The sequence below is a fragment of the Streptomyces sp. NBC_01717 genome (assembly GCF_036248255.1).
Taxonomy (GTDB): domain Bacteria; phylum Actinomycetota; class Actinomycetes; order Streptomycetales; family Streptomycetaceae; genus Streptomyces.
Genome location: NZ_CP109178.1, coordinates 5,472,717 through 5,496,348 on the forward strand (window position 1 = coordinate 5,472,717; position 23,632 = coordinate 5,496,348).

At 69.7% G+C, this 23,632-nt stretch carries 20 protein-coding genes, 1 tRNA gene and 2 pseudogenes; 13 read left to right on the top strand and 10 right to left on the bottom strand.

From position 1 onward, the window contains the following. Positions 1-3 precede the first annotated feature (3 nt). From OHB49_RS24835 to OHB49_RS24850, 4 genes are read left to right on the top strand one after another with little or no spacing between them, the layout of a single operon-like run. The gene (locus OHB49_RS24835; RefSeq protein WP_329163134.1) at positions 4-606 is read left to right on the top strand and encodes a 4Fe-4S dicluster domain-containing protein; all 603 of its coding nucleotides are present in this window, start codon (positions 4-6) and stop codon (positions 604-606) included. Further along, positions 603-1,325 (top strand): Rieske (2Fe-2S) protein, encoded by a 723-nt coding sequence (locus OHB49_RS24840; protein WP_329163136.1) that lies wholly within the window; start codon positions 603-605, stop codon positions 1,323-1,325. Before OHB49_RS24835 ends, OHB49_RS24840 begins: the two co-directional genes overlap by 4 nt. After that, a complete protein-coding gene (locus OHB49_RS24845; RefSeq protein ID WP_329163138.1) occupies positions 1,322-1,708 on the top strand; it encodes a hypothetical protein in 387 nt (128 codons plus the stop codon). The genes OHB49_RS24840 and OHB49_RS24845 overlap by 4 nt, the downstream gene beginning before the upstream one ends. Positions 1,709-1,729: 21 nt before the next feature. Beyond that, the gene (locus OHB49_RS24850; RefSeq protein ID WP_313937771.1) at positions 1,730-1,957 is read left to right on the top strand and encodes a hypothetical protein; all 228 of its coding nucleotides are present in this window, start codon (positions 1,730-1,732) and stop codon (positions 1,955-1,957) included. Between the two features lie 91 nt (positions 1,958-2,048). Here OHB49_RS24850 and OHB49_RS24855 read toward each other — a convergent pair. The 6 genes and pseudogenes from OHB49_RS24855 to OHB49_RS24880 form a co-directional block, all read right to left on the bottom strand. Further along, positions 2,049-2,222 (bottom strand): annotated as a pseudogene (locus tag OHB49_RS24855) (large conductance mechanosensitive channel protein MscL); the annotation flags it as partial. A gap of 114 nt (positions 2,223-2,336) precedes the next feature. Further along, entirely contained in the window at positions 2,337-2,915 is a 579-nt protein-coding gene (locus OHB49_RS24860; RefSeq protein ID WP_329163140.1) for an RcpC/CpaB family pilus assembly protein, read from the bottom strand. A 308-nt stretch (positions 2,916-3,223) separates the two neighbouring features. Continuing rightward, a complete protein-coding gene (locus tag OHB49_RS24865; protein ID WP_030926660.1) occupies positions 3,224-4,057 on the bottom strand; it encodes an S-methyl-5'-thioadenosine phosphorylase in 834 nt (277 codons plus the stop codon). A 91-nt stretch (positions 4,058-4,148) separates the two neighbouring features. Continuing rightward, a complete protein-coding gene (locus OHB49_RS24870) occupies positions 4,149-4,493 on the bottom strand; it encodes an FmdB family zinc ribbon protein (RefSeq protein ID WP_030976740.1) in 345 nt (114 codons plus the stop codon). A 217-nt stretch (positions 4,494-4,710) separates the two neighbouring features. After that, positions 4,711-5,993, bottom strand: a pseudogene (locus OHB49_RS24875) (MFS transporter). A gap of 311 nt (positions 5,994-6,304) precedes the next feature. Beyond that, positions 6,305-7,807 carry a potassium/proton antiporter gene (locus tag OHB49_RS24880; protein ID WP_234432984.1) on the bottom strand — a complete coding sequence of 501 codons (1,503 nt, stop codon included), beginning with the start codon at positions 7,805-7,807 and terminating at the stop codon, positions 6,305-6,307. A 243-nt stretch (positions 7,808-8,050) separates the two neighbouring features. Between OHB49_RS24880 and OHB49_RS24885 the strand changes: the two genes are divergently transcribed. After that, the gene (locus OHB49_RS24885; RefSeq protein WP_329163145.1) at positions 8,051-10,807 is read left to right on the top strand and encodes a penicillin acylase family protein; all 2,757 of its coding nucleotides are present in this window, start codon (positions 8,051-8,053) and stop codon (positions 10,805-10,807) included. A 31-nt stretch (positions 10,808-10,838) separates the two neighbouring features. Here OHB49_RS24885 and OHB49_RS24890 read toward each other — a convergent pair whose 3' ends face one another. Continuing rightward, positions 10,839-11,420, bottom strand: a complete 582-nt coding sequence (locus OHB49_RS24890; RefSeq protein ID WP_329163147.1) for a 5-formyltetrahydrofolate cyclo-ligase — start codon at positions 11,418-11,420, stop codon at positions 10,839-10,841. 106 nt (positions 11,421-11,526) lie between these two features. Here OHB49_RS24890 and galU point away from each other — a divergent pair, with 106 nt between their 5' ends. The 7 genes from galU (at position 11,527) to OHB49_RS24925 (ending at position 17,069) form a co-directional block, all read left to right on the top strand. Continuing rightward, entirely contained in the window at positions 11,527-12,429 is a 903-nt protein-coding gene (gene galU / locus OHB49_RS24895) for a UTP--glucose-1-phosphate uridylyltransferase GalU (RefSeq protein WP_030976749.1), read from the top strand. 4 nt (positions 12,430-12,433) lie between these two features. Further along, a complete protein-coding gene (glp, locus tag OHB49_RS24900; protein WP_030976751.1) occupies positions 12,434-13,744 on the top strand; it encodes a molybdotransferase-like divisome protein Glp in 1,311 nt (436 codons plus the stop codon). Positions 13,745-13,868: 124 nt separating this feature from the next. Further along, positions 13,869-14,369, top strand: coding sequence for a cyclic pyranopterin monophosphate synthase MoaC (gene moaC, locus OHB49_RS24905; protein ID WP_030926678.1), 501 nt, complete (start codon positions 13,869-13,871; stop codon positions 14,367-14,369). Further along, positions 14,366-14,956, top strand: a complete 591-nt coding sequence (locus tag OHB49_RS24910) for a MogA/MoaB family molybdenum cofactor biosynthesis protein (protein WP_329163152.1) — start codon at positions 14,366-14,368, stop codon at positions 14,954-14,956. Before moaC ends, OHB49_RS24910 begins: the two co-directional genes overlap by 4 nt. A 17-nt stretch (positions 14,957-14,973) precedes the next feature. Beyond that, the gene (locus OHB49_RS24915; RefSeq protein WP_030926682.1) at positions 14,974-15,576 is read left to right on the top strand and encodes a GNAT family N-acetyltransferase; all 603 of its coding nucleotides are present in this window, start codon (positions 14,974-14,976) and stop codon (positions 15,574-15,576) included. 167 nt (positions 15,577-15,743) lie between these two features. After that, positions 15,744-16,907: a divisome protein SepX/GlpR gene (gene sepX / locus OHB49_RS24920; RefSeq protein WP_329163156.1), complete on the top strand. Its 1,164-nt coding sequence runs from the start codon at positions 15,744-15,746 to the stop codon at positions 16,905-16,907. A gap of 88 nt (positions 16,908-16,995) precedes the next feature. Beyond that, positions 16,996-17,069: transfer RNA gene (locus OHB49_RS24925), tRNA-Ala, on the top strand. A 258-nt stretch (positions 17,070-17,327) separates the two neighbouring features. Here the strand turns inward: OHB49_RS24925 and OHB49_RS24930 are convergent. Genes OHB49_RS24930 through OHB49_RS24940 form a run of 3 tightly spaced genes read right to left on the bottom strand, consistent with a single transcriptional unit; the run spans position 17,328 to position 22,388 of the window. After that, positions 17,328-20,087, bottom strand: a complete 2,760-nt coding sequence (locus tag OHB49_RS24930; RefSeq protein ID WP_329163158.1) for a bifunctional YncE family protein/alkaline phosphatase family protein — start codon at positions 20,085-20,087, stop codon at positions 17,328-17,330. Positions 20,088-20,091: 4 nt separating this feature from the next. Beyond that, positions 20,092-21,450, bottom strand: a complete 1,359-nt coding sequence (locus OHB49_RS24935; RefSeq protein WP_329163160.1) for an ABC transporter permease — start codon at positions 21,448-21,450, stop codon at positions 20,092-20,094. Further along, a complete protein-coding gene (locus OHB49_RS24940) occupies positions 21,447-22,388 on the bottom strand; it encodes an ABC transporter ATP-binding protein (RefSeq protein WP_329163162.1) in 942 nt (313 codons plus the stop codon). The genes OHB49_RS24935 and OHB49_RS24940 overlap by 4 nt, the downstream gene beginning before the upstream one ends. A gap of 319 nt (positions 22,389-22,707) precedes the next feature. Between OHB49_RS24940 and OHB49_RS24945 the strand changes: the two genes are divergently transcribed. Then, entirely contained in the window at positions 22,708-23,493 is a 786-nt protein-coding gene (locus OHB49_RS24945) for an SAM-dependent methyltransferase (protein ID WP_030976765.1), read from the top strand. Positions 23,494-23,632: the final 139 nt, after the last annotated feature.

Consider the following 23,632-nt stretch of genomic DNA (forward strand, 5'->3'; position numbering starts at 1 on the left):
CGCATGATGGGCAGAACGATCTTCATCGACCCGGGGCGCTGCATCGGCTGCCAGGCCTGTGTCTCCGCCTGCCGGGAATGCGACTCGCACCGCGGCAAGTCGATGATCCACCTCGATTACACCGACGAGGGTCACTCCGTCGCCTCCCTTCCCACGGTCTGTATGCACTGCGAGGATCCGGTCGCCCCGTGCGCCGAGGTCTGCCCCGCCGACGCGATCCTGGTCACCGCCGACGGCGTGGTGCAGCAGGCCGACACCACCCGCTGCATCGGCTGCGCCAACTGCGTCAACGCCTGCCCCTTCGGCGTCCCGAAGATCGACCTCCAGGCGAAGCTGCAGATGAAGTGCAACCTCTGCTACGACCGCACCGCCTACGGCCTCGCCCCCATGTGCGCCACCGTCTGCCCGACCGGGGCGCTGTTCTACGGAACGGCCGAGGAGCTCCAGGCGGAGCGGCCCGGCGTCCAGATCGCCGACACCTTCGCCTTCGGCGAGACCGAGGTCCGCACCGGCGTGGCCATGGTCGTCCCCGCCGACAAGGTCCAGTGGCCGGTGCCCGGTGGTCTTCCCGTCGTCGAGATCAACGGGAAGGACGTCCGCCGATGAGCGTCACCGAACAGCCGCCGACCGGGGACCGGAGCCCACACGGAGACGCGCGCAGGGCCCTGCACGACCGGATCACCGCCGACTCCCTCACCACCCGGCGCGACTACCTCCGGATCGTCGCCACCGTCTCCGGCGGACTCGCCGTCGGTGGACTCGGCGTGGCCGGCGGCATGCTCCCGCGCCACGGGGACACCGGTGACGCCGAGGCACCCGAACCGAGGAAAATCACCGCTCAGCTCCTGCCCGGCGAGGCCGTCGCCTTCAGCTACCCGGAGGAGGAAGACAAAGCGGTCGCCGTCCGTCTGGACGACGGCACCCTCGTCGGCTATTCCGCGATCTGCACCCATCTCGCCTGCGCGGTGCTCTGGCGGAAGGACCGCGGTCCGGAAGGGGAGCTGTACTGTCCCTGCCACGAAGGCATCTTCGACGTGCGCACCGGAGAAGTCACCGCCGGACCGCCGCCCCGCCCCCTGCCCAAGGTGGCGCTCACCGAACAGACCGACGGCAGCGTCTGGGCCATCGGCACCACCCGTTCCGGCGAGAGCATCGAGCACGGTCTGTGCCGACAGATCAGCGTGGAACGGCCGGACCTCGCCTCGCGGATCGGCTGCCCCTCGGTCCGGGACGGCGGTGCGGAGGCACCTCCGGCGCGTGCTCCCGGCGCGAAGGCTCCCCGTACCGGGGCGACCGAAGCCGAGACCCCCGGCAGGCGGACATGACCGACGCCCAGCAGCCCGCCGACCCGGAGCGCCCGGCCTGTCCGGAGTACCACCCGGGCAGCGCCCGGCCGGAGCTGAACCGGCCCGTCCGCGAGCGCTATCCGCAGATCCGCTCCACCAGTGGCTACGGCGACCCCCGGGTCCGCCGCACCGGTCCGGGCCCGGGAGCGGGCACCGACCAGGAACCCGAGCGCTCCTCGAAACTGACGGCCCGGCTGGCCCTTGCCATGACCGTCGTCATCGGCCAGCTCTGGGGACTGACCGTCGTCGTCGACGAATGGATGGAGGGCAACACCGGAACGGCCTGGTGGGGTGCGGGCTTCCTCTGTCTGTCGTTCCTCGTCGTCCTGGGGCTCTGGGTACTCGACCCGAAGGATCGCTGACCGTCGCCGTACCCTGGTGGTATGAGCACCGCCCCCACCCCCGGACCGCGCGATTCGAAACCGACGCAGCCGACGAACCCGACACAGCCGGAGCAGAGGAAGCCCAAGCCGGCTCTGATCTTCGACGATCCGCTGGACCAGCAGTCCGCGGACGATACGGACCGAGCGTGGGGCGAGCGGGCTCCGGTCGGCGGCAGCGCCGCCGACCTCGCGCGCTTCCTCGACGAGAAGCCCCCCCACCACGTCTGAGTTACTCGTCGTGGCCGCGGCCCGGTTCCTGGTCGCGGCCCTCGCCCGCCGGACCACTGCGCTGCGAGACGAGAACGTCGCGGATCTGCTGCGGATTGAGGACGCCCTTGACGAACGCGTTCACGATGTTGGTGAACGGCGCGCCGATGACGACCGCGATCGCCAGGTCGATCACATTGCCGCGCAACAGGAAGACCTTGAAGCCTTCCAACAGACTGACCTTCTTCTTCTCGCCCCCGAGTGAGTCTTCCTCCGCATGCGGCATAGGGGCAGCGAACTGTTCCGCAACCTACGGCAGCACGAGGCAAATCCACCCGATCCGCGCTTTCCGGCCCATGACTTGACGGCTCATCAGGTCGAATGGGCCGGTGTGCCCGGTTCAGCACAGCGTCACCGCCAGCCGGGCCGAGATCCCTGCGCCGGCCAGCGACGCCGCCGTGCTCCGGGGCACGGACAGCACGACCAGCGCGCCACCCTCCGTGGGGTCTTCGGCAGAACCATCGGCCGCCGTCCGCGGCACCGCCGCCACCCGGGCCCCCTTCGCCACCACCCTGGCGTCCGCACCGGAGCCCTCGCCCGCGATCACATCGACGCGGTCGCCCGGCCGCAACAGCCGTACCGTCGCCGCATCCGCGATCCGGACCGGCGCCGACACCAGTTGAACCGGTCGACGTTCCCCTTCCGGCGCCGAGCCCCCCGCACCGTCGGCCGCCCCGCCGCCACCGTCACCACCGGTCAGGCCCGTCGCGGCCAGCGCCGCAGCTGTCAGCGCCAGCCCGGCCGCCATCGCGCGGCGCTGTCGCCGCACCGCCCGCCGTAACCGACGCCCACCACCCCCGCGCACCCGCAGCGGCGCGAACGCGGGCACCCCACAGGGCGGCGGCGCCGACACCGGCGGGCCGGGGACCGTCGGACGTAGATCGGACGAGGACGTGCTCGGAGAAACGGGCGGGAACATGGCCGACACCACCTGCCGTGAGGAGTGAGGAGCGCGAAGTCCGGCGTTCGGACGAACACCGACGCCCCTCACGATCCACGGTGCGCGCCATTCCCGCCGAGCCCTGTGGACAGCGCACCCGCTGTGGACAAGTCGGTCACCCACCCGCGCCCCACCCGCCTCACGGAGCCACGACCGGAATCAGGACCAGGCCGGAACCAGGACCAGGCCTGAACCAGGACCAGGCCGGAACCAGGACCAGACCCGAGCCAGGACCAGGCCGGAACCAGGACCAGGCCCGAGCCAAGACCAAGCCGCGGTCGCACCCCTTACGGCAGCTCGATCCCCGTCTCGATCCCGTCCAGCGCACGCGCGCAAGAACAGCTGCGCTCCCCTTCCGCAGGCAGCGCCGTCACCGCGTCGAACAGCACCGCCCGCAGCCGGTCCACATTGGCCGCGAACACCTTCAGCACGTCCCCGTGGGAGACGCCCTCGCCCGCCTCGGCGCCCGCGTCCAGGTCCGTCACCAGCGTCATCGTCGTGTAGCAGAGCCCCAGTTCACGGGCGAGCACGGCCTCCGGATGCCCGGTCATGCCGACCACCGACCAGCCCATCGCCGCATGCCAGCGCGATTCGGCCCGAGTCGAGAAGCGCGGCCCCTCGACGACCACCAGCGTCCCGCCGTCCACCGGCTCCCAGCCCTTGGCGCGTGCCGAGGCCAGTGCGACCTTGCGCCCCTCGGGGCAGTACGGGTCTGCGAAGCCCAGGTGCACCACGTTCGACGCCACACCGTCCGCGCGGGTCTCCCCGTCGTAATACGTCTGCGTGCGGGCCTTGGTGCGGTCCACCATCTGGTCCGGTACGAGCAGCGTCCCCGGTCCGTACTCCGGACGCAGCCCGCCGACCGCGCACGGGCCGAGCACCTGACGTACGCCCACGGACCGCAACGCCCACAGGTTGGCGCGGTAGTTGATGCGGTGCGGCGGCACATGGTGGCCGCGTCCGTGGCGGGGGAGGAAAGCGACCCGGCGGCCGCCGATCTCGCCGAGGAAGACGGAATCGCTCGGCTGTCCGTACGGGGTGTCCACGCGAACCTCGGTGACATCCTCCAGGAAGGAGTACAAGCCCGAGCCGCCGATGACACCGATCTCTGCGTTCACCATGCGATCACACTAGCGGGGCTGTAAATGCCGAAGGCCCCGCCGATCGGATCGGCGGGGCCTACGGACGAAGTGTGAAGCTGCGTACCTCGGCTCAGGCGGCCGACGTACCGCTCGACGACGACGCGGAGGACGACGACGAGGAAGAGGAAGCAGCGGACGAGGACGCGGACGACTTCGACTCCGAGCCCGTCGAGGAAGTCGACGAAGCGGAACCGGTTGCCTTCGCGGACGACGACGCCGGCGCGCTGCTCGACGAGGAGCCGCGGCTGTCGTTCCGGTAGAAACCGGAACCCTTGAAGACAATGCCGACCGCCGAGAACACCTTCTTCAGGCGTCCCTCGCAGTTCGGGCACACGGTCAGAGCGTCATCGGTGAACTTCTGCACCGCCTCGAGGCCCTCGCCACATTCGGTGCACTGGTACTGATAGGTCGGCACTTGTCTTCCTCCTGGCACTCTCACTCGATGAGTGCTAACAATCCTCAATGGTAGCTGCTACGGGCAGCTGTTTGCAGTAACGTCTGTCACCTGCCTGAAGGGCAGCGGTCAGGGCTTGGCCGTCGTAGGGGCCGTCGGCCTGAGCGAAAAGCTGCCACATTATGTGGCGGAGGAGTCACACTGACGTATTCCGCTGAGCGAGCGAGCGCATGAATCGTCATTTTCTGGCCGCGACAGGATCGCGGTGAACCGTGCCGCGTGCGGCCATGATGGTCGGGCCGGTGTCAGCCGTGAACGCAGCGTCACCAGGGTCACGAGTGCCAGCACGGTCCCCACCAGCGGCACCACGAATCCGGTGCTCGCGCCGTGGGCGTCCGCCAGCCGTCCGGCGACCGTCACCGCCGCGGCCTGGCCGAGTGCGACCGCGCCCGTCAGCCAGGTGAACGCCTCGGTCCGGGCGGACGCCGGAACCAGCGCCTCGACGAGTGTGTATCCGCTGATCAGCGCGGGTGCGATGGAGAGTCCGACGAGCAGCCCGAGCCCGGCCAGCAGCGGCACGGAGTGCACGGCCCACAGTCCGGACGCGGTCAGGGTCAGCGCCGCGTACCCGGCGATCAGCCTGCGCCGTGGCCCGCTCTTCCAGGCGACGGCACCGCAGGCGATCCCGGCCAGCATGTTGCCGGCCGCGAAGATCCCGTACAGCAGGCCGTTCGCACCGGGCCGGCCGATCTCCTCGGCGAACGCGGTCAGCGAGACCTGCATGCCACCGAAGACGGCACCGATCCCGAGGAACGCCACCGCGAGCACGCGTACGCCCGGTACGGACAGGGCGGAGGTGTGCCGTTCGGAGTCGTCGGACGTGGTGGCGCGGACCGCGGGCTGGGTACCGCGCTGCGCCGCGAAGAGCAGGCCGCCCATCAGCGTCAGTGCGGCCTCCGCGATGAGTCCGGCCGCCGGATGCACCCCGGTGCACAGGGCGGTGGCGAGGACGGGTCCGATGACGAAGGTGAACTCGTCCGTCACCGACTCGAAGGCGGCGGCGGTCGACATCAGGGGCGAGGCCTTCCGTCCGGGTGCCGCGCCCAGCAGCGCCGCCCAGCGGGCCCGCACCATCGGGCCGATCTGCGGGACGGAGGCTCCCGTCGGCACCGCGGCCAGGAACAGCAGCCAGAGCGGTGCGTTCGCCAGTGCGAGTGCCGTCAGCGCCGACACGGACGCCGCGTGCACGAGGACTCCCGGCAGCAGTACGGCGCGCTGGCCGATGCGGTCGGCCAGCTTGCCGCTCTGCGGGGCGAACAGCGCCATGGAGACACCGGTGACAGCGGCGACGGCGCCCGCACTGCCGTACGAGCCGGTGGTGTGCTGAACCAGCAGGACGATGCCGATGGTCAGCATCGCGAAGGGCTGCCGTGCGGCGAAGCCCGGAAGGAGGAAGGTCCACGCACCGGGGATGCGCAGCAGTTGCCCGTAACCGGGGCGGTCGGAGACCGTGGACGCCACGGTCCATGCCTTTCTGCCGCCTGGTAGCCATGCTTCCGTGGCCGGTCCGCACCTGTGGGTGCCGGTCCCGGACGGGAGCTGCCGAGAGCTGTCCTCTTCGCGCGGAACTGCGGTAGATGCCGGGCGCTCGCAGCAGAGGCGGAGGACGCCACGACCGCCATACGGTCGCGCCAGCTCTGCGTCAGGCAGAGTTGGTCGATCCGGTGTTGACCGGATCTATCGATCTTTGTCGATCACGTTTCCTTCATGCTACAGGGCGGGATCCGGTGCATGCCTGCGATTGCGGGCATGCACACCTTCTCAGCCTCGGATCAGTGGTGCGTCCTGGTCCTGCCGGCTCCACCGGTGTCGCCGTCGGTCCCCAGCCATCCGGCCAGCTTGCCGCCCTCGCCGACCGCCCGCAGCCGGGCCTCGGCCGTGTCGCGCACCGGATCGGTTGCGACGACGAGCAGTTCGTCGCCCCGCCGCAGCATGGTCGACGGTCCGGGCACGAAGCTCTTCCCCTCCCGTACGACGAGGGTGACGGCCGCTCCGGCGGGCAGCCGCAGTTCGGCGATCTCCACGCCGTGCATCTTCGACTTCCCGGGGATCGCCACCGACAGCAGATGCCCGCGCAGCCGCTCCAGCGGCGCCGATTCGATGCCCAGGTCGGTGGCCTCGGAGGGATCCTCGGCGATCTTCAGGACCTTGGCCAGCCAGGGAAGGGTCGGCCCCTGGATCAGCGTGTAGACGACTACGAGTACGAAGACGATGTTGAAGACGTGGGTGGAGCCCTCGATCCCGTGCACCATGGGAATGGTCGCCAGGATGATGGGGACGGCGCCACGCAGCCCCGCCCACGACATGAAGGCCTTCTCCCGCCACGGCAACCGGAACGGGACCAGGGAGATGAAGACCTCCATGGGGCGCGCCACCAAGGTCAGTACCAGACCCACGATGATCGCGGACCAGAAGTCGTCGAGCAGGTCGTGCGGGGTGACCAGCAGCCCGAGCAGGACGAACATGCCGATCTGGGCCAGCCAGCCGAGTCCGTCGGCGAAGCCGCGGGTGGCGGGCCAGTGCGGCAGCTTGGCGTTGCCGAGGAGCATCGCGGCCAGATAGACGGCGAGGAAGCCACTGCCGTGGACCAGGGCGCCGGCCGCGTACGCGGACACGGCGATCGCCATCACCGCGATCGGGTAGAGACCGGACGCGGGCAGTGCCACATGACGCAGTCCGAACGAGCCGAGCCAGCCGACGGCGATGCCGACCGCCGCGCCGATCACCAGTTCCAGGGCGATCTCGCCGACCAGCAGGTACCAGCTGTCCACCGGCCCCTTGGTCGAGAAGGCCACCACCAGGATCACCACGGGGGCGTCGTTGAAGCCGGACTCGGCCTCCAGCACACCGGTGATCCGGGCGGGCAGCGGCACCTTGCGCAGCACGGAGAAGACCGCGGCGGCGTCCGTCGACGATACGACCGCGCCGATGATCAGCGACTGCCGCCAGTCCAGGCCGACCAGATAGTGCGCCCCGGCCGCGGTGACGCTCACGCTCACCGCGACGCCGACGACCGACAGTGTCGCGGCGGCGGGCAGTGCCGGCTTGATCTCTTTCCACTTCGTGCCGAGGCCGCCCTCGGCCAGGATCACGACAAGGGCGGCGTAGCCGAACACCTGGGTCAGTTCGGCGTTGTCGAACTTGATGTGGAGGATCCCGTCCTGCCCGATGGCGATCCCGATGCCGAGATACAGGAGCAGGCTGGGGAGCCCGCTGCGGGACGAGATGCGTACCGCCGCGACGGCGACGAGCAGGACGAGCGAGCAGACGAGCAGGAGTTCGTTGAGCGCGTGGACAGTCAGTGGCCGTTCCTTCCCTGCGTACGCCTGCCGAATGGCTCTCCGGCGGCCGGTACTTCGTTACCTTACCTAATCTTTAACGCTTTCTTGACGCGTTCGAGTGCTCATGTGATCGCTGCTCGATCCGATGGATCCCGATACCGCGTCGGACCCGCCTCGGTGCTGCGCCTATGGTTGCTCCTGCACTCCCAGGACCACCCTGCCCCTCGAAGGACAGCGATGCCCGCCAACACAACCGCCTCTTCCGGCTCTTCCGGTTCTGCCGGTGCGAAGACCGGCAAGAAGAAGGGGCGACGCGCCCGCCTGATCGTGATCGTCCTGGTGCTGGCGCTTGTCGCGGGTATCGGTTACGGCGCGTACTGGTCCGTAGCGACCGTGCGTGCCTCGTACCCGCAGACGAACGGGTCGGTCAAGATCGACGGTCTCTCCGCCAACGTCGACGTCAAGCGCGACAGCTACGGAATTCCGCAGATCTACGCGGACTCCGACACCGACCTGTTCCGCGCCCAGGGCTTCGTACAGGCTCAGGACCGCTTCTGGGAGATGGACGTCCGCCGTCATATGACGGCCGGCCGGCTCTCCGAGATGTTCGGCTCCGGGCAGGTAGACACGGACGCCTTCCTGCGGACGCTGGGCTGGCGCAAGGTCGCGCAGGAGGAGTACGACACCGTCCTGTCCGCGGACACCAAGAAGAACCTCCAGGCGTACGCGGACGGGGTGAACGCCTACCTCAAGGGGCGCGACGGCAAGGACATCTCCGTCGAGTACGCCGCGCTCGGCCTCACCAATGACTACAAGCCGACCAAGTGGACCCCGGTCGACTCGGTCGCCTGGCTGAAGGCGATGGCCTGGGACCTGCGCGGCAACATGCAGGAAGAGATCGACCGCTCGCTGATGACCAGCAGGCTCAGCAAGGAGCAGATCGAGGAGCTGTACCCCGCGTACCCGTACGACAAGCACCGGCCGATCGTCGACCAGGGTGCGATCTCGTCGGTCACCGGCGCGTTCGACCCGGCCGCGACGTCGTCCACCGGCGTCGGCGCGAACACCGTGCAGGGCGCCACCGAGGGCCTGAACACCCAGCTCTCCTCGCTCTCCGACACCCTCGACAAGATCCCCGCGCTGCTCGGCCCGAACGGGAACGGCATCGGATCCAACTCCTGGGTCGTCTCCGGCGACTACACGACCACCGGCAAGCCGCTGCTCGCCAACGACCCGCACCTCGCGCCGCAGCTGCCGTCGCTCTGGTACCAGATGGGGCTGCACTGCCGGCAGCTCTCGGCGACCTGCCGCTACGACACCGCCGGATACACCTTCTCCGGCATGCCCGGCGTGATAATCGGTCACAACCAGGACATCGCGTGGGGCTTCACCAACCTCGGCGCGGACGTCACCGACCTCTTCCTGGAGAAGGTCTCCGACGAGGGCTACCTGTACGACGGCCAGGTGAAGCCCTTCGTCACCCGCAAGGAGACCATCAAGGTCGCGGGCGGCGAGAGCCGGCACATCACCGTGCGGGAGACGAACAACGGTCCGCTGGTCTCCGACCGCAGCGGCGAGCTGGAGAAGGTCGGCCAGAAGGCCCCCGTCACCAACGCCGCGCCGGACCGCGGTGACGGTTACGCCGTGGCCCTGAAGTGGACCGCGCTGGAACCGGGTCACTCCATGGACGCCGTCTTCGAGCTCAACCGCGCCAAGGACTTCAAGACCTTCCGGGCCGCCGCCGAGCACTTCGAGGTCCCCTCGCAGAACCTCGTCTACGCCGACACCAAGGGCAACATCGGCTACCAGGCCCCGGGGAAGATCCCGGTCCGCAAGGCGGGCAACGGCACGATGCCGAGTCCCGGCTGGGCGTCGTCGTACGGCTGGGAGAAGAACCCGATCCCGTTCGACAAGCTGCCGTACGAGTACAACCCGAAGCGCGGCTACATCGTCACCGCCAACCAGGCCGTCATCGACGAGAAGAAGTACCCCTACCTGCTCACCAAGGACTGGGGCTACGGCACCCGCAGCCAGCGGATCAACGACCTCATCGAGTCGAAGATCAAGGGTGGCGGGAAGATCTCGACCGACGACATGCAGAAGATGCAGATGGACAACACCAGCGAGATCGCCGCGCTGCTGGTGCCCGAGCTGATGAAGATCAACGTCTCCGACAAGAGCGTCCGTGAGGCACAGAAGCTCCTGGAGGGCTGGGACTACACCCAGGAGCCCGACTCGGCGGCCGCCGCGTACTTCAACGCGGTCTGGCGCAACATCCTCAGGCTGGCCTTCGGCGACAAGCTGCCCAAGGAGCTGCGGGTCAAGGGCGAGTGCCTCACCGTCCTTCCGGCCGACAGCACGGGGCCGGTCGACGAGCAGGACAAGCCGGTACGCGAATGCGGCCAGCGCGACACGGACACGGCGCAGCCGGACGGCGGCGACCGCTGGTACCAGGTGGTCGCCAACCTCATGGACGACGAGAACAACGGCTGGTGGCAGTCGCCGAAGAACCGTAAGGACAAGGCGACCGAGACCCGTGACGAGCTCTTCGGCCGCGCCATGAAGGACGCCCGCTGGGAGCTGACCGCCAAGCTCGGCAAGGACATCTCCACCTGGAGCTGGGGCCGGCTGCACCAGCTGACCCTGAAGAATCAGACCCTCGGTACCGAAGGCCCCGATGTGCTCCAGCGGGCTCTCAACCGCGGCCCGTGGAACCTCGGCGGCGGCGAGGCCGCGGTCAACGCCTCCGGCTGGAACGCGGCGGGCGGCTACGAGGTCGTCTGGGTGCCGTCGATGCGGATGGTCGTCAACGTGGGGGACTGGGACAAGTCCCGCTGGATCAACCTCACCGGTGCCTCCGGGCATGCGTTCAGCGCGCACTACACCGATCAGACCGACAAGTGGGTCAACGGCGAACTGCTCGACTGGTCCTTCGGGACGAATGCGGTGGCGAAGGCGACGAAGGACACGTTGACGCTCAAGCCGTCCCAGTAGGACGGCGGGCCCGGGGCGGTTCCGGCCGGGCTCAGACGGTGAAGCGCCGCGCTCCGGCCGGTGTCACCACGGCGTCCACGGGGTGGTCGTGCGGTTCCACGGGAACCTGCGCGACCACCTCGTTGTCGTAGAGCAGGACGACCAGCGCCGGATGCGCCCCGGCCGCCGCGAGCCGGGCCAGTACCCGGTCGTACGAACCTCCGCCGCGGCCGAGCCGCATCCCGCGCCCGTCCACCGCGAGGCCCGGCAGCAGGACCACGTCCGCGTCCAGGACGGCGTCCGGCCCGAGCCGCGGACCGTCCGGCTCCAGCAGCCCGCGGGCCGCCGGTACGAGGCCGTCGCCGTCCTCGTACGCGGCCCAGTCCAGATCGTTGTCCGGGAGGAGCACCGGCAGCAGCACCCGTACCCCCCGCGCGCGCAGCGCATCCAGCAGTGCACGGGTGCCCGGCTCGCGCCCCACCGAGACATAGGCGGCGACGGTGCGGGCCTCGGCCAGCTCCGGAAGATCTACTGCGCCACGGGACAGAACCATCGCGGCGTCGTCCACGTCTTCCCTGCTCAGGAGGGATCGCGCGGCAAGCAGGTCACGCCGCAGGGAGGCCTTTTGGGGCATGTCGGTGTTCAACGGGCACCTGTGAATCTCTTGTATGTGCATATATGAGTACAAAGTTAACCGGATGCTCATCTTCCGCCCATGGGCACCGGTTATCGTTGCCCGCATGACTCAGTCGCACCCCAGGATCAGCAAGGCTGTCATTCCGGCCGCAGGGCTTGGTACCCGCTTTCTGCCGGCCACCAAAGCCACTCCCAAGGAGATGCTGCCTGTCGTCGACAAGCCCGCGATCCAGTACGTCGTCGAAGAAGCGGTGGCGGCCGGCCTCTCCGACGTACTCATGATCACAGGCCGCAACAAGCGCCCCCTCGAGGACCACTTCGACCGCAACTACGAACTTGAGTCCGCGCTCACCCGCAAGGGAGACGCAGACCGGCTCCGGAAGGTGCAGGAGTCGAGTGACCTCGCCACCATGCACTACGTCCGCCAGGGCGACCCGCGCGGCCTCGGCCACGCCGTGCTGTGCGCCGCACCGCACGTCGGCGACCAGCCGTTCGCGGTCCTCCTCGGTGACGACCTGATCGACCCGCGCGACCCGCTGCTCGCCCGCATGGTCGAGGTCCAGGAGCGCGAGGGCGGCAGCGTCGTCGCGCTGATGGAGGTCGAGCCGGAGCAGATCCATCTGTACGGCTGCGCGGCCGTCGAGGCCACCACGGACGGCGATGTCGTCAGGGTCTCCGGGCTGGTCGAGAAGCCCGATCCGGCGGACGCGCCCAGCAACCTCGCGATCATCGGACGCTATGTCCTCGACCCCGCCGTCTTCGACATACTGCGCAGGACCGAGCCGGGCCGCGGCGGCGAGATCCAGCTCACCGACGCCCTGCAGCTGCTCGCCGAGGACGAGAAGATCGGTGGCCCCGTGCACGGTGTCGTCTTCAAGGGCCGCCGCTATGACACCGGCGACAGGAGCGACTATCTCCGCGCCATTGTCAGACTCGCGTGCGAACGTGAGGACCTGGGCCCGGACTTCCGGAGCTGGCTCCGCAGTTTCGTCACCGAGGAGATGTAAGCACTTGAGCAGCCCGATCTGGTCGGTGGACGAGCACCTGGAGGACATCCTCGCCGCGGTGCGGCCGCTCGAACCCATCGAGCTCCAACTGCCCGAGGCCCAGGGCTGCGTCCTCGTCGAGGACGTCATGGTGGAGATCGCCCTGCCGCCCTTCGACAACAGCTCGATGGACGGTTACGCGGTTCGCACCGCCGATCTCGAGGGCGCAAGCGAGGAGTTCCCCGCGGTGCTCACGGTCATCGGTGACGTCGCGGCGGGCAGCGACGGACTCTCCGGCGACCAGACCGTCGGCCCCGGCGAGGCCGCCCGCATCATGACCGGCGCCCCGCTGCCGGCCGGTGCGGAGGCCGTCGTGCCGGTCGAGTGGACCGACGGCGGTACGGGCGGCGGCCCGGCGGACACCATGCGCGCCCACAGCCGCGCCCCGCAGGACGCGGGCGGCGAGGTCCGCGTCCACCGCCCCGTCGCGGCTCGCGCCCATGTCCGGGCCCGCGGCAGCGATGTGCAGCCCGGCGATCTGGCCCTGCGGGCCGGTTCGGTCATCGGGCCGCCGCAGATCGGGCTGCTCGCCGCGATCGGCCGCTCCACCGTGAAGGTGCGGCCCCGGCCGCGTGTCGTCGTCATCTCCACCGGCAGCGAACTGGTGCAACCCGGTGAGGAACTGACCGGCGGCCAGATCTACGACTCGAACAGCTTCGCGCTGACTGCTGCCGCGCGCGACGCGGGAGCCATCTCCTACCGGGTCGGCGCCGTCACCGACGACGCCGACATGCTCCGCGCCACGATCGAGGACCAGCTGATCCGCGCCGACATCGTCGTCACCACGGGCGGCGTCAGCGTCGGCGCGTACGACGTGGTCAAGGAGGCCCTGTCCGCCGTCGGCGACGCGGACGAGCCGGGCAGCGGCATCGAGTTCCGCAAGCTCGCCATGCAGCCGGGCAAGCCGCAGGGCTTCGGCTCGATCGGCCCCGAGCACACCCCGCTGCTGGCTCTGCCGGGCAACCCCGTCTCGTCGTACGTCTCGTTCGAGCTGTTCGTACGGCCCGCGATCCGCACGCTGATGGGTCTCAAAGACGTGACCCGCCCGACGGTCCGCGCCACGCTGAAGACCGACAGCACACTCAGCTCGCCGTCCGGCAAGCGCCAGTTCCTGCGCGGCACGTACGACGCCGAGGAGGGCACCGTCACCCCCGTCGGCGGCTCCGGATCGCATCTGATCGCCGCCCTCGCCCAGGCGGACGCGCTGATCGTGCTGCCCGAGGACGTCACCTCCGCGGAGCCCGGCACGGTCACCGAGGTGATCCTGCTCCGCTGAACGCGACCCGGTGGCGGTACGGTGTCTGCCGCTGTGCCTTACCGGGGGACACCCCCCGGACCCCCGACCGCACTCCGGTGCGGGCCGAGCGGGCAACCGGCGCCCTACCGCTAGGCGGAGTCCAGTGAGTACGCAGAACAGGCTGACGCATCTCGACGAGGCGGGTGCGGCCCGGATGGTCGACGTGTCCGAGAAGGACGTCACCGCGCGCGTCGCCCGCGCCAGCGGCCGGGTCCTCGTCTCACCGCGCGTCGTCGAACTGCTCCGTGGCGAGGGGGTTCCCAAGGGCGACGCCCTCGCCACCGCCCGTATCGCCGGGATCATGGGCGCCAAGCGCACCCCCGAGCTGATCCCGCTCTGCCACCCGCTCGCCGTCTCCGGCGTGAAGGTCGACCTGAGCGTCGCCGACGACGCGGTGGAGATCCTCGCCACGGTGAAGACGACGGACCGCACCGGTGTCGAGATGGAGGCCCTGACGGCCGTCTCGGTCGCCGCACTCACCGTGATCGACATGATCAAGGCGGTCGACAAGAGCGCGGTCATCACGGACGTCCGGGTCGAGTCGAAGTCCGGCGGGAAGTCCGGCGACTACCGGCGCTCCGTGCCGAAGGGAGCGGACGCATGACGGCGCCCGAAGGTGTGGCGTCCGGCGGCGAGCATGCGGTGGCGCTCCCGGAGCCGCACGCACAGGGCGCGCCCCTCGACGGTGCGCCGCCCGCCCCCCGTACCGCGCTCGTCGTGACCGCGTCGAACCGCGCCTCGGCCGGTGTCTACGCCGACCGGGGCGGCCCCCTGATCGTCGAGGCGCTCGCCGGGCTCGGCTTCGCCGTCGACGGGCCGCAGGTCGTCCCCGACGGTGACCCCGTCGAGGAGGCCCTGCGGGCCGGGGTGGCCGCCGCGTACGACGTCATCGTCACCACCGGCGGTACGGGCATCTCGCCGACCGACCGCACCCCCGACGCCACCCGCCGCGTCCTCGACCACGAGATCCCCGGCATCCCCGAGGCGATCCGAGCCGAGGGCCGCGACAAGGTCCCCACGGCCGCGCTCTCCCGCGGCCTCGCCGGAGTCGCCGTCCGCACCCTCATCGTGAATCTGCCGGGCTCCACCGGCGGGGTGCGCGACGGCCTCGCCGTCCTCGAACGCCTTCTGGTGCACGCCGTCGATCAGCTCCGCGGCGGCGACCACCCCCGACCCGGGAGCCCGAGCTGAACGTCCCGACCTGGCCGGTGATCCTGACGGACGGCGCGATCGCCCTCCGGCCGATAAAGCTGCGCGACCAGCGCGAGTGGCGGGAGGTCAACCGGCGCAACCGCGACTGGCTCCGCCCCTGGGAGGCGACCGTCCCACCGCCCGGCCCGGGCGGTCCGGTGGCCCGGCGCCCCACCTACCGTCAGATGGTCCGCCATCTGCGCTCCGAGGCGAACGCCGGCCGGATGCTGCCCTTCGCCATCGAGTACGAGGGGCGTCTGGTAGGGCAGTTGACGGTCGCCGGGATCACCTGGGGATCGATGTGCTCGGGCCATATCGGCTACTGGGTGGACCAGGACGTGGCGGGTCGCGGTGTCATGCCGACCGCGGTCGCTCTCGCCGTCGATCACTGCTTCCGGTCCGTCGGACTGCACCGCATCGAGGTGTGCATTCGGCCCGAGAACGGGCCCAGCCGAAGAGTCGTGGAGAAACTCGGATTCCGCGAGGAAGGGCTGCGTCCACGTTATCTCCACATCGACGGCGCCTGGCGGGACCATCTGATCTTCGCGCTCACCGCGGAGGAGGTGCCCGACGGGCTGCTCCGGCGCTGGCACCAGGCACGACCCGGAACGCCGCGCTAAATAAAATGAATGTTCGAAATTGATCGCTGCGTGACTGCTAACGAACGTGCAAACGCCGACTGTTGATCCGAACAATCACAAAAAAAGTCCGTGATATCAGCCAGATCGTGCGACACACCGGGCCAATTGGCGGATGCCCCCGTGCAAACCCCTCTACGGTGTGAGACGTGAGCAGCAGCGGCCTCATCTATGCAGTCATCGTCGGGGCCTGGGCCGCCTACTTGGTGCCGATGTGGCTCCGCAGGCAGGACGAGCTCAATGAAGCCCGCCCGACGGAACGCTTCAGCACCGCCATCCGGCTGCTGTCCGGACGGGCGGCGATGGAGCGCCGGTACGCCAAGGAACTGCGGGAGCGCGCCACCGAGGAGGCGGCGCCCGACGCCGAGCCGGACGTGGACACGGATCGAGTGGATTCCGTGGACGTCCGGGCCTTCGCCGCGCCTCCGGCGCACACCGAAGCCCGTGTGCACGACCCGGTGCGCGCACCGGAGCGTGCGGCTTCCACGGCGCAGGCGTCCCAGGAGCGGCAGGCCCAGCAGGGATCGGCGCACGCATCCGTGCCCGTACCCGCGCGGCGCGCGCGCCCCGTTGGGATCGATGCGGAGCGCGCCCGGCGTGCCCAGCGCTCGCAGGTGCTGGCGCGCCGTCGGCGCACCACCTCGGTCCTCTTCCTCGCCTTCACCCTCGGCGCGGTCGTCGCGGCGGTCGGCGGCCTCCACTTCCTGTGGGCGCCCGCGGTGCCTGCCGTGCTGCTGAGCACGTACATCGTGCATCTGCGCGCCCAGGAACGACGCAGGTTCGCCTTCACCATGGACCGGCGCAGGGCGGAGGTGGCGGCGCAGCACCTGCGCGAGAACCGCCACCGCAGGCACCAGCCCGCGGCGACGGCCCCCGCCGAGCCCGACGAGGAGCCCGAAGCGCGCCACCCCGAGCCCGAGCCCGCCCCCACTGTCTCCCCGCAGGAAGCGGGCCGCCGCGCGCTGGTCGAGCAGACGGACCACGCGGAGTGGGTCGACCAGCAGCGCGAACGCGGTCGGGCCCAGGGCGACAGCTGGGAGCCCGTCCCGGTCCCGCTGCCGACCTACGTCACCGCGCCCGTGGCCCCGCGCGCCACGGGCGGCGTCGAGGTCGGCAACCCGGAGACCTGGAGCGCGGCCCGCTCCAGCACCGCCGAACCGGCACAGCCAGGCACCACGACCCCCACCGCACCCCCCGTGGACCCGGCCCCGCGCCAGCGCACCAACCAGTCCCGCCGCACCCGCGACCGCGGCCGGACCCCGCTCTTCGACCAGTACGAGGACGGCGACCGGCCCCGCGCCGCCAACGAGTGAGAGCGGCTGCCACGCCGACCAGGCTGACCAGCGGGGGAGCGGATTTCCGAGCACCGCTCCGAGGATGCTAGAGTTTCACTCGTTGCAAGGGCCTGTGGCGCAGTCTGGTAGCGCACCTCGTTCGCATCGAGGGGGTCTGGGGTTCAAATCCCCACAGGTCCACCGCAGCTCAGAGCCCCTGCCGGGGAAACCCGGTAGGGGCTCTTTGGCGTCGTACAGCAGCGAAGTACAGCAACCGCGTCTGAGCCTGTGCACCGAGGCGGACCGTCGCAGCAGCCGACCGCGCGGCGAAGGCTCGGTCGAAGTTCCGCGGCTCGATCGGGGTTCCGTGATGGGGCCAGATCCTGTAGTTGCCACACAGAAGGAGCCCCTGGCCGGCGGTGACACCGGCCAGGGGCTCCTTCAGGTGATCTGCCTACGTCAGCCGTCGGACTCCGGTGACGGGATGTAGGCGCCCGGCACGTCCTTCGGCTCGAAGATCTTGTCCTCGCCGGGGTACGGCTTCTTCCACTCGTGCGTCTGGTACCACGTGAAGTGGTTCATCTGCGCGGGATTCGCGAAGTCGGGCTTGGCGTCGGGCCCGGTCAGCCGCTGCTTCGACTTCCAGTCGTCCCACTTCGCCGCGAGTGCCTGCTTGTCCGCCGGTACCTTCGCCGACGGCGCGGGTGCCGCACCGGGGTTCTGCGGCGCCGGGGTGTCCAGGCCGCAGGAAGGCGGGGTCGCCAGACCCGCGGTCAGCGAGGTCCGGTTGGGCAGCGCCTTGAACGGTGTGAAGTCCGCCTTCTTGGTGAACGCCCCACGCATCGGGCTGGCCGCGCTGTCCTTCTGGTTCATCGGGTGGATCCCGAGGATCTGCTCGATGGTCCGGATCATCGTGATCTGCGAGTAGTAGCGGCTGTCGACGGCGTCGTGCTGGGCCCAGGGGCTGATGATCTGGATCGGGGCACGGTGGCCGTCGACGTGGTCGAGGCCGGCCTGGGAGTCGTCCTCGACAACGAAGATCGCCGAGTCCTTCCAGTACTTGCTGTGCGAGATCGTGTCGACCATCCTGCCCACCGCGAGGTCGTTGTCCGCGACCTGAGCGGCCGCGTTCGCCGGACCCCCGGTGTGGTCGCTGGAGAGCCAGAACATGTTCAGGTTCGCCGGCCCGTTCTTCTCGAAGTCCTGCTGCCAGATCTCGGACCGGTAGATGTCCGGGACGCTGGTGTCGAACTTCGGGAAGCCGGGCACCGACACGTCGTTGAGCGACGGGATCGGCGAGGACGAGTTCAGCGGGTAGGCGGTGTCCTGCCCGGTCGACGCCATGTTCTTGGAGTCGCAGTACAGGTTCTGCCAGCTCGCGCCCGACGGCTTGGTCAGGAACTGCTGGAACTCACCGAAGTCCCGCACGGACTTGCCTGCCGCCTGCGCACCGGTCCAGATGAAGCCGGTCCGCTGGTGGCCGAGAGCGTCGTCCTCGGTGTCGTAGCTGCGTGCGTACTCACCGGCCGAGGACTCGGTGTACTCCGGGTTGTCGGCCTGCATCAGCCAGTTGTGTCCCTCGGCGGAGTTCGTGCCGATGTCGTACGTGTTGTCGTACAGCCCGAACTGCTTGGCCAGCGCGTGCTGGTTCGGCGTCACGTTCTCGCCGAACTGCGCCAGTGACGTGTCGCCGTTGCCCTGCGGGATGTCACCGAAGAGCTGGTCGTAGGTCCGGTTCTCCTTGACGAGCAGGAAGACGTGCTTGATCGTCGAGGGGTCGCCGAGCCGCTCCGGGACCGGCACCGGCTTCGCGTGGCCCTTTCCCTTGCCCTTGGCCAGCGTGACCGCGCCGTGGTTCCAGCCGTTCTGCTTGAAGACCTTGGCCGTCTCGGACTTGATGACGTGGTCGTTCGGCAGCGTGAACCGCTGCACGCTCGACGTCGTGTCGTGGGTGCCGTGCCCGGCGCTGTTGGTGGGGCGGCGGGCGTCGATACCACGGGTGTTGGAGACCACGACCTCGTTGCCGACGGTGGCGATCTCCGCGGGGAAGTAGTCCGTCGGGAGCAGACCGACGTAGCTGACCGGCTCCTGCGGGGTCGTGTACCGGTAGACGGCGACCGCGTTGGCGCGGCCGAGTGTCACCAGCAGGTGACCGTCGTCGGTGAGTGTCACCGCGTCGGGCTCGTAGCCCACCGACGCCTCCGGCCACGGCTGGGTGGCGACGGTCTGCACGACCTTGTTCCTGGCGGTGTCGATGACCGACACGTCGTTGGTGGCGGTGTTGGTGACGAACAGCGCCCCGTGCTTGGCGTACAGGGCGGTCGGGTGCAGACCGACGTCGATGCTCGCGACGGCGGCGGCGGGGTTCGCCAGGTCGATGACGCTGACCGTGCCGGTGGTGGTGGCGGCGGTCACCGGGCTGGCCGGCACCTGGGTGTTGTAGGAGTTGATAGTGGTGTCGCCGGGCTTCGCCGGACGCCCGCCCTCGTTGCTGACGTAGAGCTTGGAGCCGACCACGGTCATGTCGCGCGGGGCGTTGCCCACGGCCCAGCTCTGCTTGATGGCCCCGGTCGCCGCGTCGATGGCGACGACCCGGTTCTGGCCGTTGACCGCGGAGTACACCGTGGAGCCGTCGGACGAGAACACCGCCTCGCCGACCAGCGCGTGCTTGGGCCCGTCCGCCGGGATGTTGACAGACGTCGGGTTGGCGACGCTGCCGTCCGGGTTCACGGTGAACTTGGTGTAGCCGTCGGTCTGGCCCAGCCACAGTTGCGAACCGTCGGGCGAGTACGTGGGGCCTTCCTGGCCCACGGAGTTGTTGCCGATGCGCGGGCTCGACGACGCGGCGTTGCCGACGAGTTGCTGCACCTGCCAGCTCTTCAGGTCGACGATGGACAGCGCACTGCCACCGTCGGTGACCGAGGCCGCGAGGTGGGTGCCGTCCGGGCTGACCGAGGACGACATGATCTTGCCGTTGTTCACGACGAGACGGTCGCCGTACGGGGCGATGTACTGGTCGCTGGAGATGACCTGGCCCTGATCGGTGGTCTGGCCGACCTGGTCGGTGCCGAACTGGTGCGTCTGGGCAAAAGCGGTGCCGGCGGCGGCGACGACGAGAGCGGTGATGCCTGCCGTTGCCAGAGGTATCCGGCGGCCGATGCGTCTACCGAGAAAGCCGGAATGCTCCTTCTCGACACGCCTGCGGCGTGTTACCTGCATGGAGTTATCCCTTCAGGGTGGTGGACAGCAGTTCGACGTTGCCGTCGAATTGCCAGAGCGGATTCGGTGCGTCTCCGATCGGGGTGCGGACCAGGAAGTAGCCGTTCACTTCCTTCGGTCCGTCGCCGTCGGCCATGAACCGCCCGTCTGCGGTGACGTCGAGCTGGTAGATGGCCGTCCCTGCGGCCTCGACGTCGGGGAGATGCCAGGAGACGACGCAGCGCCAGTCGTTGCCCGGCCCCTGGCCGGCGACTTGGCCGCCGCCCTTGGTGCACGCCGCCGTGGCCTTCAGCTGCGCTTCGGTGACGTCGGGGCGGTTGAGCTGCTCGGTCTGGATGCGGTAGAGGTGGGCGAATGCCGTGGCGACCGACCGCTGCACCTTGTCCTGCTCGATTCCGGAACCCAGGGACGGGGTCGTCCCGGCGACGACCGCGACCGTGACGGCGCCCAGTCCGACCAGCGGCAGGAGCCCGGTGGTGATCGCGCGGCGTCCGGAGCCGTCGTAGGCCGGGTTGGTGAAATCGCGTCGCAGGAAGATCAGGTAGGCCAGCGTGGTCGCGGTCACGGCCCACGCCAGGCTGACCACGATGCCGATCAGGAGCGGACCGAGCTGTGCCGGGCTGGTGAACAGGCCGTTCCAGGCGATGAAGGCGTAGCCGGGGAGGGCGAGGCGTACGGCAACGGGCAGCGGCAGCATCTGGGCGAGCTGCATCGCGAGAGCGACGAGCGCGGGCAGCAGCAGTCCCATCGGGGACCGCCCCAGCGTCACGGACCCGAGCAGTCCGATCGCGGCGAGGGCCAGGGTCGGGGCGAGTACGCAGACCCAGGCGAGCAGGACCTTGCCGGCGGCGTCCGCCGACGTCAGCAGGTGGCCGTCGAGGCCGACCAGCGGCTGGTTGCCGACCGCCACGACCCCGCCGGCCGCACTGGAACAGGCCAGCCCGGCCACGAGCAGCAGGATGACGGTGAGACTGGCCAGCGCCTTCGCTGCGAAGATCCGTCGAGGTGACCGGACCGCCACGAGCAGGTGGCGCCAGGTGCCGAGCCGGTCCTCTGAGGCGAATACGTCGCCGGCGACCAAGGAGGTCAGCAGCGGGAGCGCCCAGGTGCCCGCGAAACCGAGCATCACCAGCGGTCCGGCCCACCCCGTGGCGTGCATCCAGCGACCGAAGAGGGTGTCGACGGGGAGCGTGCTCTGCTGGCTCACGGCGGCGACGAAGAGCGCCGGCACGATCCAGCAGGCGAGGACCAGCAAGCGGATCCGCCACTGGGAGACCAGCTTGACCAGCTCGAAGCGGTAGCCGCGCGGAACCGAGACGCGGTGGGCACTGGCAACGTTGTCGTGGGTGAGGGTCGCGGTCATCGGCCGGCCTCCTGCTGCTCGGTGAGGGCGAGGAACGCTGCTTCGAGCGGCGACACCACGGGTGCGAGCTCGCGCAACGCGAGGCCCGCGTGGACGAGTTGCACCACCAGTTCGTCGAGGGCCGGCACCAGGGCGCGCACGACGAGTACCTCGGCGTCGTTCCGTGCCCCGGTGTCGTCGACGACCCGGATCCCGGCCGTGTCGGCAGCCAGCCGGCGGGCGGCCTGCGGGTCGGAGGTGAGCAGCCGGTAGTCGAGTTCACGGTTCTCCGCGGCCAGCTTGCTCAGCGGGCCGGAGAAGACGACCCGCCCGGTGGCGAGGATGGTGACCTCGGAGCACAGTGCCTCGAGGTCGTCCATGCGGTGGCTCGAGAGCACGACGCCGGTTCCGTCCGACGCGAGCCGGTTGAGGACACCGTGGACCTGTTTCTTTCCGGCCGGGTCGAGGCCGTTGGAAGGTTCGTCGAGCACGAGCAGCCGGGGCTTGGTGAGCAGGGCGGCGGCGAGGCCGAGTCGCTGACGCATGCCGAGGGAGAAGCCGCGGGTACGGTCGTCGGCGACATCGGTGAGCCCGACCTGGTCGAGCACGTCGTCGATCCCCGTCGTCCGCGCGTCGCGGCCGCGCAGAGCGGCCAGCGCGGCAAGGTTCTGCCGCGCGGTGAGTGAGGGGTAGAGACCGGGCCCGTCCACGAAGCCGGCGACACCGTCGGGAGCGGCGAGCGCCCGCCCGACCGGCGTACCCAGGATCTCGAGGCGACCGCTGTCGGCGACGGCCAGGCCCAGCAGGAGGCCGAGCAGCGTCGTCTTGCCGGCGCCGTTCGGTCCGACCAAGCCGTGGATCTGCCCCTGCGCCACATCCAGATCGATGCCGTCGAGTGCGACGACATCGCCGAAACACTTGGTGATCCCGCGAGCCCGGGCTGCGAGGAGTGTGTCCATGAGTTCCTTCTTTCGAAAGCCTCAAGGAATTTAGGGGGCGCATACAACGCAGGCGGGGGCGGCTGGTTGAACGTTGATGGAACGGGAGGTGGTCGGCATCCGCCGCGCCGATTGCCATCGGTCCGCAATGCGCGGTTCGTCACGGCCACCGCCGTCCGGGCTCCCGGCCTGATCGGTCGCGGGGAGAACAGTGGTCCGTACAACGGTCGAACTCCGCGTCGCCTAGGCTGTTTTCGATCGTCCCGCCCATCGGGTGCTCCCCTCGCGGCAGGACGAGCCGCAGTTTCCTGCCCGCGTTTCCCGTACGGAGGAGCGTCCTGTGACGGCCGGCCCGCTCAACCCCCAGATCGACACCAGCAAACCCCATCCGGCGCGCGTCTACGACTGGCTGCTCGGCGGCAAGGACAATTACCCGGTCGATCAGGCGGTCGGGGAGAAGCTGCCCCCGGAGGCGCGGGCCAATGCGGCTCGGAACCGGGCCTTCATGCACCGGGCCTCCGCCTGGCTGGCGCACCGGGGTGTCGATCAGTTCCTCGACGTCGGGACCGGCATTCCCACCTCGCCGAACCTGCACCAGATCGTCCAGGCGATCACGCCCACGGCCCGCATCGTCTACGCGGACAACGACCCCATCGTGCTGCGTCATGCGGAGGCGCTGCTCGTCAGCAGCCCCGAGGGTGCCACCGACTACATCCACGCGGATGTCCGGCAGCCGCAGCTGATCCTCGACCGAGCCCGTGAACTGCTGGACTTCGACAGGCCCATTGCCCTGTCGCTGATCGCGCTCATGCACTTCCTGCCCGACGAGCAGGACCCGTACGGCATCACCCGCACCCTGGTGGACGCCCTGCCGTCGGGCAGCTATCTGGTCCTGTCGCACGGTACGGCCGACCAGCATCCGGAGCTGCGCGTCGAGACCGAGGCGGCGTACAAGAAGGGCGCCATCGCGCTGCGGATGCGCACGCGCAGTGAGGTCGAGCCGTTCTTCGACGGTCTGGATCTCATTGCGCCCGGGCTGGTGCCGGCCGCGGAGTGGTACCAGGAGGAGCCGGCTCCGGAGAACGAACGGAGCGGTTTCTATGTGGGTGTCGCGCGCGTGAAGTGAGCGGGGCAGGTGGTGCCGACGCTCTCCGGCACCGCTTCGTGATCCTGTGTCATGTGCCGATCGGAGGCGGAGGGCGCGCTCCAGCCGGACGCGCCCGGACCGCCTTCTCGGCGCGGCTGCACAGCAGTTCGCCGTGGCT

Bases quoted from the DNA above. Each gene is read 5' to 3' on its own strand.
- OHB49_RS24835 (WP_329163134.1), top strand. From the start codon at position 4: ATGATGGGCAGAACGATCTTCATCGACCCGGGGCGCTGCATCGGCTGC.
- OHB49_RS24840 (WP_329163136.1), top strand. From the start codon at position 603: ATGAGCGTCACCGAACAGCCGCCGACCGGGGACCGGAGCCCACACGGA.
- OHB49_RS24845 (WP_329163138.1), top strand. From the start codon at position 1,322: ATGACCGACGCCCAGCAGCCCGCCGACCCGGAGCGCCCGGCCTGTCCG.
- OHB49_RS24850 (WP_313937771.1), top strand. From the start codon at position 1,730: ATGAGCACCGCCCCCACCCCCGGACCGCGCGATTCGAAACCGACGCAG.
- OHB49_RS24860 (WP_329163140.1), bottom strand. From the start codon at position 2,915: ATGTTCCCGCCCGTTTCTCCGAGCACGTCCTCGTCCGATCTACGTCCG.
- OHB49_RS24865 (WP_030926660.1), bottom strand. From the start codon at position 4,057: ATGGTGAACGCAGAGATCGGTGTCATCGGCGGCTCGGGCTTGTACTCC.
- OHB49_RS24885 (WP_329163145.1), top strand. From the start codon at position 8,051: ATGCCCGCCAACACAACCGCCTCTTCCGGCTCTTCCGGTTCTGCCGGT.
- OHB49_RS24890 (WP_329163147.1), bottom strand. From the start codon at position 11,420: ATGCCCCAAAAGGCCTCCCTGCGGCGTGACCTGCTTGCCGCGCGATCC.
- galU (WP_030976749.1), top strand. From the start codon at position 11,527: ATGACTCAGTCGCACCCCAGGATCAGCAAGGCTGTCATTCCGGCCGCA.
- OHB49_RS24910 (WP_329163152.1), top strand. From the start codon at position 14,366: ATGACGGCGCCCGAAGGTGTGGCGTCCGGCGGCGAGCATGCGGTGGCG.
- OHB49_RS24930 (WP_329163158.1), bottom strand. From the start codon at position 20,087: ATGCAGGTAACACGCCGCAGGCGTGTCGAGAAGGAGCATTCCGGCTTT.
- OHB49_RS24935 (WP_329163160.1), bottom strand. From the start codon at position 21,450: ATGACCGCGACCCTCACCCACGACAACGTTGCCAGTGCCCACCGCGTC.
- OHB49_RS24940 (WP_329163162.1), bottom strand. From the start codon at position 22,388: ATGGACACACTCCTCGCAGCCCGGGCTCGCGGGATCACCAAGTGTTTC.